Origin of the sequence: Corynebacterium endometrii (assembly GCF_004795735.1) — a bacterium.
Lineage (GTDB): Bacteria > Actinomycetota > Actinomycetes > Mycobacteriales > Mycobacteriaceae > Corynebacterium > Corynebacterium endometrii.
In genome coordinates this window covers 1,516,708-1,530,146 of record NZ_CP039247.1, presented here as the reverse complement: position 1 = coordinate 1,530,146, position 13,439 = coordinate 1,516,708, and the positions used below count along the sequence as shown (strand labels likewise).

General features: G+C 60.3%; 13 protein-coding genes. 12 read left to right on the top strand and 1 reads right to left on the bottom strand.

Features of this window, described 5'->3' with window-relative positions:
* The first annotated feature begins 87 nt into the window (after nucleotides 1–87).
* The 5 genes from rbfA (at nucleotide 88) to CENDO_RS06890 (ending at nucleotide 4,402) form a co-directional block, all read left to right on the top strand.
* The gene (gene rbfA, locus CENDO_RS06910; protein ID WP_136141379.1) at nucleotides 88–528 is read left to right on the top strand and encodes a 30S ribosome-binding factor RbfA; all 441 of its coding nucleotides are present in this window, start codon (nucleotides 88–90) and stop codon (nucleotides 526–528) included.
* Between the two features lie 5 nt (nucleotides 529–533).
* Nucleotides 534–1,502 (top strand): DHH family phosphoesterase, encoded by a 969-nt coding sequence (locus tag CENDO_RS06905; RefSeq protein WP_136141378.1) that lies wholly within the window; start codon nucleotides 534–536, stop codon nucleotides 1,500–1,502.
* Between the two features lie 131 nt (nucleotides 1,503–1,633).
* Nucleotides 1,634–2,920: an MATE family efflux transporter gene (locus CENDO_RS06900; RefSeq protein ID WP_246014443.1), complete on the top strand. Its 1,287-nt coding sequence runs from the start codon at nucleotides 1,634–1,636 to the stop codon at nucleotides 2,918–2,920.
* Nucleotides 2,917–3,753, top strand: a complete 837-nt coding sequence (locus CENDO_RS06895; RefSeq protein WP_136141376.1) for a metallophosphoesterase family protein — start codon at nucleotides 2,917–2,919, stop codon at nucleotides 3,751–3,753. Before CENDO_RS06900 ends, CENDO_RS06895 begins: the two co-directional genes overlap by 4 nt.
* Complete coding sequence (locus tag CENDO_RS06890) at nucleotides 3,746–4,402, top strand: 4'-phosphopantetheinyl transferase family protein (RefSeq protein ID WP_136141375.1); 657 nt, start codon at nucleotides 3,746–3,748, stop codon at nucleotides 4,400–4,402. Before CENDO_RS06895 ends, CENDO_RS06890 begins: the two co-directional genes overlap by 8 nt.
* A 72-nt stretch (nucleotides 4,403–4,474) precedes the next feature.
* On the opposite strand, the gene truB is transcribed toward CENDO_RS06890, so the two are convergent.
* On the bottom strand, nucleotides 4,475–5,389 hold the full coding sequence (gene truB, locus CENDO_RS06885; protein WP_136141374.1) for a tRNA pseudouridine(55) synthase TruB: 915 nt from the start codon (nucleotides 5,387–5,389) through the stop codon (nucleotides 4,475–4,477).
* 45 nt (nucleotides 5,390–5,434) lie between these two features.
* On the opposite strand from truB, the gene CENDO_RS06880 reads away from it, so the two are divergent.
* The 7 genes from CENDO_RS06880 (at nucleotide 5,435) to dapB (ending at nucleotide 13,408) form a co-directional block, all read left to right on the top strand.
* Nucleotides 5,435–6,457, top strand: coding sequence for a bifunctional riboflavin kinase/FAD synthetase (locus CENDO_RS06880; protein WP_246014202.1), 1,023 nt, complete (start codon nucleotides 5,435–5,437; stop codon nucleotides 6,455–6,457).
* Nucleotides 6,458–6,475: 18 nt separating this feature from the next.
* The gene (locus CENDO_RS06875) at nucleotides 6,476–7,420 is read left to right on the top strand and encodes a nucleoside hydrolase (RefSeq protein WP_136141373.1); all 945 of its coding nucleotides are present in this window, start codon (nucleotides 6,476–6,478) and stop codon (nucleotides 7,418–7,420) included.
* A 178-nt stretch (nucleotides 7,421–7,598) separates the two neighbouring features.
* The gene (rpsO, locus tag CENDO_RS06870; RefSeq protein ID WP_136141372.1) at nucleotides 7,599–7,868 is read left to right on the top strand and encodes a 30S ribosomal protein S15; all 270 of its coding nucleotides are present in this window, start codon (nucleotides 7,599–7,601) and stop codon (nucleotides 7,866–7,868) included.
* Between the two features lie 421 nt (nucleotides 7,869–8,289).
* A complete protein-coding gene (locus tag CENDO_RS06865) occupies nucleotides 8,290–10,542 on the top strand; it encodes a polyribonucleotide nucleotidyltransferase (protein ID WP_136141371.1) in 2,253 nt (750 codons plus the stop codon).
* 419 nt (nucleotides 10,543–10,961) lie between these two features.
* Nucleotides 10,962–11,543: a TetR/AcrR family transcriptional regulator gene (locus tag CENDO_RS06860; RefSeq protein WP_168707183.1), complete on the top strand. Its 582-nt coding sequence runs from the start codon at nucleotides 10,962–10,964 to the stop codon at nucleotides 11,541–11,543.
* 115 nt (nucleotides 11,544–11,658) lie between these two features.
* Nucleotides 11,659–12,591 carry an AEC family transporter gene (locus CENDO_RS06855; protein ID WP_246014201.1) on the top strand — a complete coding sequence of 311 codons (933 nt, stop codon included), beginning with the start codon at nucleotides 11,659–11,661 and terminating at the stop codon, nucleotides 12,589–12,591.
* 70 nt (nucleotides 12,592–12,661) lie between these two features.
* Complete coding sequence (gene dapB, locus CENDO_RS06850) at nucleotides 12,662–13,408, top strand: 4-hydroxy-tetrahydrodipicolinate reductase (RefSeq protein ID WP_136141369.1); 747 nt, start codon at nucleotides 12,662–12,664, stop codon at nucleotides 13,406–13,408.
* The last annotated feature ends 31 nt before the right edge of the window (nucleotides 13,409–13,439 follow it).

The following is a 13,439-nucleotide window of genomic DNA, read 5'->3' as shown; positions in this document are numbered from 1 at the left end:
TGCATCCCGCGCCTTAGGTTTTACCTAGGCGTTTTCTCTGGGATAGACTGGTGCCTTGTTACTTAAAACCAACTTAAGGTGGTAATCATGGTTGATCATGCACGCGCGGCCCGAATGGCCAAGCGCATTCAGGAAATCGTTGCCGCGGCCATTGAACGCGAGATCAAGGACCGACGCCTTGAGCTGGTAACCATTACCGATTGCCGCGTCACTGGAGACCTGCACGATGCCAAGGTCTACTACACCGTCCGTGGCAATGACATTAACGATGAGCCCGATTTTGACCAGGCGGCCGAGGCGCTTCACCGCGCCCGTGGCCAGCTGCGCAAGATAGTGGGGGATCAGCTGTCCGTGCGTTTTACCCCAACCCTATCTTTCGAGGTAGACACCGTCCCGGAGGCCTCCGCGCATATGGAGCAGTTGCTGGAGCGGGCGCGTAAGCGCGATGAGGAATTGGCGAAGGCACGCGAGGGCGCGAAGCCCGCCGGTGACGCTAACCCTTATAAGACGGCCCCCGAGAGCGAGTAGAAACGGTGAGTCAGGATAATTATCAAGCTGTAGCTGACGCGCTGCTGGGTGCGGAGCGGATTTGCGTGGTTACGCACCTTCGCCCTGATGCGGATGCCATTGGCTCCGCCACAGCCCTATGCATTGGCATGCGCCAACTGGGCAAGGAGGTGCGGTCAATCGTGGGCCAGCACCGGGCCTTGTCGGACAATTTGCTGACTATCCCGCGCGCGGGCAACGTGCGCCTTGCCGACTCGCTGCCGACCGATTACGACCTCTACGTCACCGTTGATTGCGGCTCACTGGCACGCACTGGGTCCGTCGCCCAACAGCTTGAGCGCAAGGTGGCCAAGGGAAAGGTCATTTGCATCGACCATCACGCGTCGAATGAAGGCTTTGGAACCATCAACCTGGTGGACGCCCGCTGCGAATCCACCACCTCAGTCTTGGCGAAGCTATTCAACCTGATGAATGTCCAGGTTGATAAGCAGTTGGCCCACTGTCTTTACGCGGGACTTGTCACCGATACGGGTAGTTTCCGCTGGGGCCGGCCGGAGATGCATGAGTTTGCCGGCCGATTGATGCAGTATGGCATCGATACCAAGCAAATTGCTGTGGACCTGATGGATTCCACGACGGCCGATGACCTGCAGATGACCGGCCGTGTGTTGGCCGGCTTGCAGCTGGTTTCCGCCGGCAAATACACGATGGCGGTGCTTACCGGCCACTTCACCGATATTGGGGGTCACTCTGAATCCGCCGTGGAATCCCTAGTGGATTTCGTGCGAGCGCTACGGGGCACCGACATGGGTGTGGTTTTCAAGGAACAAAGCCCAGGCCACTGGGCCGTATCCCTGCGCTCTTCGACACTCAACTGCGCGGACCTAGCTATTAGTCTGGGTGGCGGTGGACATATCCCGGCGGCCGGATACTCCACGTCCGGAACGGCGGAGGAAATCCTTGATGAGATCACGGAAGCGGTAGCGCAGCTGTAATGGCTCAGCGCAATAGGTCTTTCCCGTCCGCGCCCGATGAGGCGGAACAATCCGGCTCGATCCGCGCCGAAGAGGTTGACGCGCGGTCCATTTTCTCCCTGGCCATTCCGGCCTTGGGGGTGCTTGCGGCAATGCCGCTCTACCTGCTTCTGGATACGGCAGTGGTGGGGCGGTTGGGAGGCGCCGCGTTAGCTTCATTGGGGGCCGCCGCGGCCATCCAGTCTGTAGTAACCACACAGCTGACCTTCCTGTCTTATGGAACCACCGCGCGCTCCGCGCGGCTTTACGGAGCGGGCCAGCGAAGGGAAGCGGTTGCCGAAGGCGTGCAGGCAACGTGGGTTGCCGTCATTGTGGGCACCGTTTTGGCACTGGCGATGTGGCTGTTGAGCGACACTATTGCCGTTGCGCTCGCCGGCGATGAGCGCACGGGTGCAATGGCCGCCCAGTGGCTCAACATTGCCGCGTTAGCGATTCCACTCACGCTCATCGAAATGGCCGGTAATGGCTGGATGCGCGGCGTGCAAAACACGCGCAGGCCCCTCGTTTTCACGCTGGCGGGGCTAATCCCCGGCGCCATCGCTGTGCCGTTCTTTGTGCACTGGTGGGGCCTGCCGGGATCGGCGTGGGCCAACGTCCTGGGCATGGGGATCATCGCTTCGCTGTTCCTGTGGGAGCTGTACCGCGAGCATGAAGGCTCGTGGAAGATCCAGCCGGCTGTTATCAAAAAGCAGCTGGTTATGGGCCGTGACCTCATCATCAGGTCCCTAAGCTTCCAGGTGGCTTTCCTATCCGCGGCAACGGTCGCCGCGCGCTTTGGTACCGCCTCGCTGGCGGCCCACCAAGTCCTGCTGCAGCTGTGGAATTTCCTATCCTTGATATTGGATTCCCTGGCTATTGCGGCACAGACGCTCATCGGCTCCGCGCTGGGGGCGGGTTCAGCGCGTCATGCTCGCGCGGTGGGCAACCGGATCGTGTGGTATTCCACCGTCTTCGCGGGCGGTCTCGCGTCGGTCTTCGTGCTGGGCAACGGTATCATCCCGCGCTTGTTCACTTCGGATGAGGCGGTACTAGAGGCCATGGCCTGGCCGTGGTGGATCATGGTTGTCATGGTCGTGGCTGGAGGCGTGCTCTTTGCCCTAGACGGCGTGCTTTTGGGAGCCGGCGATGCGGCGTTCCTGCGCACCATTACCGTGGGTTCTGTCATCGTTGGTTTCGTGCCGGGCGTGTGGATCGCCTACGCCGTGGGCGCCGGCCTGCCGGGCATCTGGATGGGCCTTGCGGCGTTTATTTTCCTGCGTACGATAGCCGTAATTTACCGATTCCTCTCGATGAAGTGGGCAGTGGTGGACAAACCCGTGGAAGCAAGTGAGGCTACGGGGAAGGAGCCACCCGCGCGCGGAAGGCAGGACCAATCATGACCACCACGCTATGGGCAGTATCCGATTTGCATGCGGCGGCTAAGAAAAATCGGGCCAAGATAGACGAGATCCAGCCTGAGGACGCATCCGATTGGCTGATCGTGGCAGGGGACGTGGCTGAGCGCACGGAGCTGATCCTGGAAGTGCTGGCGGAGCTAAACGCACGCTTCGCACAGGTTATTTGGGTTCCCGGCAACCATGAATTGTTCTCCCGCTCGCAGGATCGCCACCGCGGCCGGGAGAAGTACGATGCCCTGGTTGCCGGCTGCCGAGAACTGGGCATCATCACCCCGGAAGACCCGTATCCGGTATTCGCGGGCGTGACCGTTGTGCCGCTTTTTACGCTGTATGACTACAGTTTCCGCCCGCCGGGTACCACGGTAGAGCAGGCCCTTTCCATGGCGGAGGAAAACTCCATCATGATGACCGATGAGGCCGCCATTGCCCCATTCGTGGATATCCGCGCCTGGTGCTGGGACCGCCTGGCGTATTCCATTAAGCGGCTGTCGCGAATTAGCGGACCTACCGTCCTCATTAATCACTGGCCCTTAATCCAAGAGCCCACCATGCGCCTGCGGTACCCGGAGATCTCATTATGGTGCGGCACGCGTCACACGCGCGGGTGGCCCACACGCTACCAGGCGCAATCCGTAGTGTACGGCCACCTTCACATACCCGCTGTGGAGGTTGTGGACGGGGTGCCGCATATCGAGGCTTCCCTGGGCTATCCGTCCGAGTGGCAGGAGCGCGATGAAGAGCGGGCATGGCCGTACCCGGTTTTGACTGCGGAATCGCCACAACGCACAGTCGGCGGGAGGACCTGGCATGCTTGATCATCAGCTTTTTCCTGATGCTGCTCGTTTTTGCTACGTCCGTACCCATACCGATGAAGCGGACATTATCAATTACAGTCACCTGCATCCACTGGAGCAGTCCCTCGTGGCCCGCAGCGTTGAACTGCGCAAATCCGAGTTCGGTGACGCGCGGTGGTGCGCACACCAAGCTCTGGCGGAGTTGGGATACACGGGCTCCGAACCCATTTTGAAAGGTGACAGGGGGATGCCCCTGTGGCCGCGCGGGTACGTGGGTTCAATGACACACACGGAGGGCTTCCGGGCCGCGGTGGCCGCGCCGAGCGGTCCTATCAAATCGATGGGACTCGATGCGGAGCCGGCGAGGCCCTTGCCGGACGGGGTCCTGGATATGGTGGCGCGAAACAGCGAGCGCCCACAATTGGAACGCCTGCGTGAAGAGGGGATCGATTGCGCCGACCGCATACTCTTTTGCGCCAAGGAAGCCACCTATAAGGCCTGGTTTCCCTTGACCCATAGGTTCTTGGATTTCGGCGAGGCGGAAATCGATCTGCGCGCTGACGGGACGCTCATCTCCTACCTGTTGGTCAGGCCCACCCCCGTGCCGTTTATCACCGGGCGTTGGGTAATACGCGATGGGTATGCGATTGTTTCCACCCTGGTGGAGTAAACCGCCCCAGGGCACCCCAATGGGGTAGCGGAGCGGGCCCGATTCATTTAATACAGGGGGGAATCCGCAGTGCTACAGCGTGGACGGGCGGGCCACGAATACCGTAGAAAGGCGCTTCCCGGACTCCTTGACAAGCGCAATGGCCTGGCCGTTAGGAGCAACCGCGGCGTGGACGCCCTTGAGACCACGGGGCTCGAGCCACTTACCCATAGCGAGGGCTGCGGCTTCGTCCTCCGTGATTTTCAGCACCGGATAGGAACGGGCGAGCGCCTCATCCAGGCTGAGGGAAAGGACCGGGGAATCAGCAAGCTCGTCCAAGCCCCGGGCGTCAGCCAAAGTGAAGGGGCCCACCTCAGTGCGGCGGAGAGAGATGAGATGGCCTCCCACGCCCAAGGCGTTGCCCATGTCCCGGGCCAGGGACCGGATGTAGGTTCCGGAGGAACAAGCCACGGAGGCCTCAATATCGATGTACGGGTTGCCACCGTCTTCGACGCGGCGAATGCTCTGCACATCGAACCGCATGATGGTCACCGGGCGCGCCGGAATGTCCACCTCTTCGCCCTCGCGGACCAATTGGTGGGCGCGTTTTCCACCAATCTTGATGGCGGACACGGCGGCGGGCTTCTGCATGATCTCGCCGGTTAGCGCCGATACGGCGTCGGAAATTGCGGCTTCGGTGATGAGGGATAGCGCCTCGGGGGAGGAATGGGTGAGAAACTCGCCCTCGGCGTCGTCGGTAGTCGTAGCGGCCCCCAGCCGGATAGTCGCGTCATAGGCCTTGGTGGAGGCCACCATGTGGGCCAGGAACTTGGTGCCGCGTTCGATTCCCGCAACCAATACACCGGTGGCCATCGGGTCCAATGTGCCTGCGTGGCCCACCTTGCGGGTGCCAAAGATCCTGCGCAGGCGGCCTACAACGTCATGGGAGGTCATGCCCGCGGGCTTGTCCACGACCACCAAGCCGGAGTTCTTCAGGGGATCAGTCATGCCATGGAGTCTAGGTGACGGAGCAAATGCTCTAAAGTTGGTGGGGTGAATATCTGGTACGGAATGGATAACTTCCCACGCGACCTTGGACCCACCGTGGCCACCATTGGGGTCTTCGACGGTGTGCACAGGGGGCATCAGGAACTCATTACCGCGGCCGTCAAGGCGGCCAAGGAGACTGGTGCAACGCCCGTGATGGTGACCTTTGATCCGCACCCGGTCTCCGTATTCCTGCCCGAACGTGCGCCATTAGCCGTAGCGTCCACCGAAAAGCGCATCATCGAGGCCGAAAAACTGGGAATTGAGGGCGTTCTGGTCATCGATTTCACCAAAGAACTCTCCGGCCTGAGCCCGGAGGATTATGCGCAGTCATTGCTGGTGGACACCCTTCACGCCGAACGCGTCGTGGTGGGGGAGAACTTCACCTTCGGCGCAGGCCGCGCCGGAACGGCCGCAAAGATGAAAGAGTTAGGCCTCGCGCATGGGTTTGCCGTGGATGTGGTTGAGCTGCTGCATGATGACGGGGTAAAGATTTGTTCAACCCTCATCCGCGACCGGCTCAACGCCGGGGATATCCGCACCGCGAACTGGGCGCTGGGCCGGCATTTCTCCATCACCGGCCCCGTAGTCCGCGGCGCGGGCCGTGGCGGCAAGGAGCTGGGGTTCCCAACCGCTAACCAATACTTTCAGGACCATTACGCAATTCCGGCCGATGGCGTCTACGCCGGGTGGTTCATAGTGCATGACCAGTCAGTGCCGATTGACGGCAATATGCGCCCGGGTATGGCCTATGCCGCGGCCATATCCGTTGGCACCAATCCCACTTTCGGCGACGAACAGCGCTCGGTCGAATCCTTCGTGCTTGACCGGCAGGCCGATCTTTACGGCCATGAGGCAACGGTGTTGTTCGTGGATCACTTGCGCGATATGGTCAAATTCAGCTCCATAGGTGAGCTTCTCGAAGCCATGGCTCGGGATGTAGCCCATGCCCGCGATGTCTTGGCGCAAGATGCCAAAGACCATGGATGGCCGGCATCGAAGTTTTTCTTGCTTAAAGGTGACAATTAAACCGGAGGAGGTGTAGCCATGGCTCGCAAAATCATCCTGGATCTAGATACTGGTATTGATGATGCGCTGGCCCTTGCCTATGCCTTGGGGTCCCCGGACCTTGAACTACTGGCGGTAACGGGCACCTACGGTAACGTCACCGTTGAACAGGGCGTGGCCAATACCTTGTCCCTGCTTGACTTGCTTGCCCGGCCCGATATCCCGGTCTATGCGGGGCCAGGGCATGCCAGTGATAGGCAGGGCTTTGAGGTTCTTGAGATTTCCCGTTTCATCCATGGCGGCAATGGCATTGGCAACGTAGACGTTGCCCGCAGCAGCCGCGGGGTGCAAGCAGGCTCGGCGGTGGACTTTCTGATAGGCGCCGTGGCGAGCCATGGCGATGACTTAGTGATTGTGTCCACGGGGCCGTCAACCACGGTGGCCCAGGCTATGAAGCAGTCCGAGGATTTCGCCCACAATGCCCGCATTGTGTTCATGGGCGGGGCCCTTACCGTGCCGGGCAATGTCACCCCCTGGTCCGAGGCCAACGTGCACCAGGATCCCCCGGCCAGCGATTACATGCTGCGGCAAAGCCGTGATATTTCGATGGTGGGCCTGGACGTCACGCTTCAGACACTGCTAACCACGGAGCATACGGCCACGTGGCGTGGCCTGGGTACGGCTGCGGGCCGCACCTATGCTGACATGCTTGATTATTACATCGATGCCTATGCCGTAACGGCTCCGTACCTTGGCGGATGTGGTCTGCACGATCCCCTGGCCGTAGCCGCGGCCGAAGACGATTCGATTATCACCTGGCTGCCTCACGCGATGAAGGTCGACGTGGAGGGGCCTACGCGCGGGCGCACCATTGGCGATGAGACTCAGATGGGGCCCTCGCGGCGCTCCAGAGTCGCAGTGGGGGTGGATGCGGAGCGGTTCGTGGCCCGCCTGATGGAGAGGATGGCCACGGCGTTGGCCTGACCCCCGGGGCTGGGGCGGGGCCAATGCCTTGATTAAGCAGCGGGCCATGCCGTAGAATGTCCGCTTGGCTTAGCGACTGCGGTCCACAGTAGTTGCGGCAACACTTTTACACCGCGATCGTCGCGCGTGGAAAGATGTTTAAAAATTTTGTGTGGACTGAAATATGAGGAGTAAATCCATGGCATTGAGCACTGAGAAGAAGGCTGAAATCCTTAAGGAGTACGGCCTTCACGAGACCGATACCGGTTCCCCAGAGGCGCAGGTTGCACTGCTGACCTCCCGCATCAACACTCTGACTGAGCACCTGAAGTACCACAAGCATGACCACCACTCCCGTCGTGGCCTGCTGTTGCTCGTAGGTCGCCGCCGTGGCCTGCTGAAGTACCTCGCGGCCAACAACGTTGACCGCTACCGCGACCTGATTTCCCGCCTGGGCCTGCGTCGCTAATACTGAGGCTTTAGCGCTTTTCGAGTTACGAACGCCATCTCTGCTGATAGCCAGCGGGGGTGGCGTTTCGCTGTTGGTGGGGTCAAAGGCTAGGCCATATAACCACGCGCCGCCCTGGGCGGTAACCGCGCGCTGGGGAAAGGTAGCGATGAGAAACCGCAAGGCATGTGGTCTATGGCGCATGGAGCACTGGTGCGTGCGCAAAGCTCGTGCGGGGCGGGGTTGTTGTGATGTCAGTGGGGAAGCGGGCTGGCCTGTGGGGCTGCGTGGGGGAGCCACGGTGAGGGAGTTTCGCGCCACACGGTGAGCGAAAAGGCAACGGTGCTGGTAGGATTCATTCTCGTTGCAATTTTTTCGTCAACACACTTGACACTCGGCGGCACCGACGATCGCCGAACATGAATAGGAGATTCATACTTTTATGAGCGCTAAGAACGCTGTTGAATTCGTTGTCGATGAGGAATTCGGCATCACTGAAGCAATCGCTACCTTGGATAATGGCGATTTTGGTACCCGCACCATCCGCTTCGAGACCGGCCAGCTGGCCCGCCAGGCGGGCGGCTCCGTTACCACTTATCTCGATGATGACACCATGCTGTTGTCAACCACCACCGCGTCCAACCAGCCGCGCGAAGGCTTTGATTTCTTCCCGCTGACCGTGGATGTGGAAGAGCGCATGTATGCGGCGGGCAAGATTCCGGGTTCCTTCTTCCGCCGCGAAGGCCGCCCGTCCACGGAGGCTATCCTGGCTTGCCGCCTGATTGACCGCCCGCTGCGCCCTACCTTTGTTAAGGGCCTGCGCAATGAGGTCCAGGTAGTAGTCACCGTTTTGTCCATGGACCCAGAGGAATACTACGACGTAGTCGCCATCAACGGCGCTTCTGCTTCCACCCAGCTGTCCGGTCTTCCAGTTTCCGGGCCGGTAGGCGGCGTTCGCGTTGCCCTGATCGCCGATGACAAGCACCCGAAGGGCCAATGGGTTGCGTTCCCTAACGCCGAGCAGCATGAGCGCGCCCTGTTTGAAATGGTTGTGGCCGGACGCATTGTCGAGCGTAAGCAGGGCAAGAAGACCGTTGAAGACGTAGCGATCATGATGGTCGAAGCCGGCGCAGGTAAGACCGTTGCTGAGCGCGTAGCGAATGGCGCACCAGCGCCTCAGGAGTCTACCGTTGCCGAGGGGCTTGAGGCTGCCAAGCCGTTCATCAAGACCCTGTGCGAAGCGCAGGCTGGCCTGGCTGAGCGGGCCGCCAAGGAGACCCAGGAGTTCCCGCTGTTCCCTCCGTACACCGACGAGGTGTTCGATGCGGTTGAGAAGAAGGCCTCCAAGAAGCTGTCTGAGCTGCTGACCATTCCGGGCAAGCAGGACCGTGACGACGCAACCAATGAATACATGGAAGATGTCGAGGAAGAGCTTCTAGAAACCTTTGACGCCGAGGACGCTTCCAAGCAGATTCGCAACGCTTACAACGCGGTCATGAAGAAGATCGTGCGCCAGAAGATCCTCACCGAGGGCTTCCGCATCGACGGCCGTGGCGTCACCGATATTCGTGATCTGGGCGTCGAGGTTGAACTCATCCCACGCGCGCACGGTTCTTCCCTGTTCGAGCGCGGCGAGACCCAGATCATGGGCGTAACCACCCTGGACATGCTCAAGATGGAGCAGCAGATTGATTCCCTGGGGCCAGTGGATCACAAGCGCTACATGCATCACTACAACTTCCCTCCATACTCCACCGGTGAGACCGGACGCGTCGGTTCGCCCAAGCGCCGCGAGATTGGCCATGGTGCGCTGGCGGAGCGCGCGTTGATTCCGGTGATCCCGTCCCGTGAGGAATTCCCCTATGCAATCCGTCAGGTTTCCGAGGCGCTGGGGTCTAACGGCTCTACCTCCATGGGCTCCGTGTGTGCTTCCACCTTGTCCCTGTACAACGCTGGCGTTCCGCTGAAGGCTCCAGTCGCGGGTATCGCGATGGGCTTGGTCTCAGGCGAGGTTGATGGCAAGGAAAAGTTCGTCGCCCTGACTGACATCCTCGGCGCTGAGGATGCATTCGGCGACATGGACTTCAAGGTCGCTGGTACCTCCCAGTTCATCACTGCGCTGCAGCTGGACACCAAGCTGGATGGCATCCCATCCAAGGTCCTGGCCGAAGCCCTTGAGCAGGCCCGCGATGCACGCCAGACCATCCTTGACACCATGGCTGAAGTGATTGACGGTCCGGATGAGATGAATTCCTTGGCACCAAAGATCACCTCCGTGAAGATTCCGATGAACAAGATCGGCGAGCTGATTGGTCCTAAGGGCAAGACCATCAATTCCATCACCGAGGAAACCGGCGCTGACGTTTCCATCGAGGATGATGGCACCGTCTACGTCTCCGCTGCCACCGGTGAGGCTGCCGACGCTGCGCTGGAGAAGATCAACTCTATTGCTAATCCGCAGCTGCCAAAGGTTGGCGAGCGCTTCCTGGGTACCGTCGTCAAGACGGTCGCCTTCGGCGCATTCGTTTCCCTGACCCCAGGCAAGGACGGCCTGATCCACATCTCCAAGCTCGGTGGCGATGAGCGCATCGAGAAGGTTGAAGATGTGGTCAACGTTGGTGACAAGGTTCAGGTTGAGATCGCGGATATTGATAACCGCGGCAAGATCTCCTTGGTTCCTGTAGAAGAGGATTAAACCTCGCATCACCGTGCCGCCTAATCCAGGTGCATGAGGGCGCTGCCTTACTGACTGTGTTCGCTAAGGCAGCGCCCTTTTTCTCATGGCCCACGAGCCGCAAGGTATGTGCGTGCGGTGGATCTATGGCAAATGCGTAGGCGCCTCCAGAGTTAGCGAATGAATCCTTAACTGCAGCCGCGGTCCAGCGGAAAGGGCGCTCTAAGCTATAAGGATGGCTCGGTCCGCGAGCATGCGCTGGCCCGTTTGGGTGCCGCCGCCGAAGCCTGGCGGGATGCAAGGCGGGGGAGCGTGTTGTGTGCGCGCTTGGCGGTTGGGTTTGCTGGGAGGGTGCGTAACGGTTTAGTGATAGGAAAACCTATCACTCCATATGGGGGATTGCGTGGGAAAAATAAATTATTGGTGATTTAATGATTGTTATGAGCCGCCGAGAAGCAAACCGCGAGAAAACGATGCGCGCCATCGTTGACGCCGCGGAGGAAATTGTGCAGGTAGGCGGCGCCGAGGCGCTGACGGTTGGAGCCGTGGCGGATCGTGTAGGGCTGGCCCGCAATTCCCTCTACCGCTACGTGAAATCGCTCGATCAGCTGCGCGGCATGGTGATGGAACGCCACGTGCCTGAAATGTTTGGGACCATCCTTCGCGCCGTGCGCGAGGCCGAGGATCCGGAAGTTGCGCTCGAGGCCTACGTGAGGACCAACTTGCTCATCGCCGCCGATGGCAGGAACGTCTGGCTTATGGAACTCGCAGAAGGGCTTACCGGGAAGCTTCCGGAGAGGATAACCGAATTATATGTGACGCTCATGCGGGAAATCACCGCGGTTCTACGCCACTTTGACCCTGAAACTGCTCTCTTTACGGGAGAAATGGTTAACAGCGTGGTGGTGGCGGGGTTTACCGCCGTGGAGCGTGGGGATGACCCTGAGTTGATTAACTCGCGCTGCTGCGATGCCGTTTTAGCCATCGCCCGCCAGCGCGCCGCGGTTGCGCCGGCTTCTTAGCCCCTACTACTTCATAGCGCCGGTGCGGCCGGTCCGCCGCGGTTCCTAGAGGATGTGACTACCCAAGGCATCAACGGGTTGACTGCCCGTCATCCGGTAGCGCACAGTTATACCCATGAGCTTTGTGGATCTAGTGGCAGGCGCCATCATTCCCGTGGTGGCGCTCCTTGCCGCTGGATTCATTCTAAATACGCGATTTTTGCCAAATAGGGGGCTGTGGCACGGTCTTGAGAGACTGAGCTACTTTGTCTTCACCCCGGCGCTTTTCATTAGCTCCATCTCATCCGCGGATCTGACGGTGGTGCCCTTCGGCTCCATGCTGATAACGCTCGTTGTACCTTTGAGCCTTACCGCTTTGGTTATTGCGGCGCTCAAGCGTCCCCTGCGCGCCACGGGGCCGGATCTCACTTCCCTTATTCAGGGTGGTATCCGGATGAACACCTACATGGGATTGATTATCTCCCAGGCTATCGGCGGGTCCCAGGGGGTGGCCGCGTTCGCGCTTGCCTGTGCGGTGGTGGTACCTACGGTTAACCTGATTTCCGTCACCGGCCTGAGCATTTATGGGGCCAGCCCACAAGGAGGGCGGGCCGGCAGGCCATCCGTCGTGGCTAGCTTGGCTAAAAATCCATTCCTCCTGGCCTCCTTGGCGGGGATTGCGCTTAATGTGGCGCCTTTCGACCTACCGCGCGTGGTAGCAGAGCCTATTGCCCTATTTGCTGAGCCGGCCATGGTGATAGGAACGTTGGTCTCCGGCGCGGCGCTGAAGTTCGCCGTGACTAGCAAGGAGATAGTGCATATTAGCGCGGCCTCGATAATCAAGCTGCTGCTCCTCCCGCTTGCTACGGCCGCGATGGGGGCAGCGCTTGGCTTGGAAGGCGCCGCCTTGGCCGCGGTTGTCACGATCACCGCCATACCCACCGCGCCGTCTGCCTACGTCCTGGCGACCATTATGGGCGGAAATGCGCGCCTGATGGCCAACATCACCGGCGTGCAAACGGTGCTGTCTATCGTGACACTACCGATGCTGCTGTTCGCCTTGCTCTAGGACGTGGTTAGACTGGGTGGAGATAGTTGACAGCTGTGTACCCACATATTTAGAAGGGAAGGGTTCTTTCATGACCATTAAGGTAGGCGTTCTGGGTGCAAAAGGCCGGGTAGGCCAGGCCGTGGTTGAGGGGGTAAATGCCGCCGAAGATCTGGAACTCGTAGCCACCGTTGGTCGCGGCGACTCACTGGATCTCCTGACCATGAATGGGGCTGAGGTTGTAGTGGATTTCACCCAGCCCGGAGTGGTGATGGGCAACCTTGAGTACTGCATCTCCAAGGGCATCCACTGCGTGGTGGGCACCACCGGATTTGACGAAGAGCGCCTGGCCCAGGTTGAGGAGTGGACCAAGGCCGAGGGTGCGGGAAACGTGCTCATCGCCCCTAACTTCGCAATCTCCGCGGTGCTGACAATGGTGCTGGCCCGTCAGGCGGCGAGGTACTTCGAGACTGCGGAGGTCGTTGAGTACCATCACCCAACCAAATTGGACGCGCCATCGGGCACCGCGATCCATACCGCGCAGGCTATCGCCGCGGCGCGCAGTGAGGCCGGCCTAGGGGACATGCCGGACGCCACCGAGCAGTCCCTGCACGGTGCGCGCGGGGCGAACGTGGATGGCGTCCCTGTCCACGCGGTGCGTACCCGCGGGATGGTCGCGCATGAAGAGGTCATCTTCGGTGCGCAAGGTCAGTCACTGACCATCCGCCAGGACTCATATGACCGCACCTCCTTCGTACCTGGAGTCCTAGTGGGCGTTCGCCAGATCGCCAATCACCCAGGGCTGGTCGTGGGCCTCGATAGCTACATGGGGCTGTAAACATTTCCCGCAATCGGTCTCCAGCACTTCC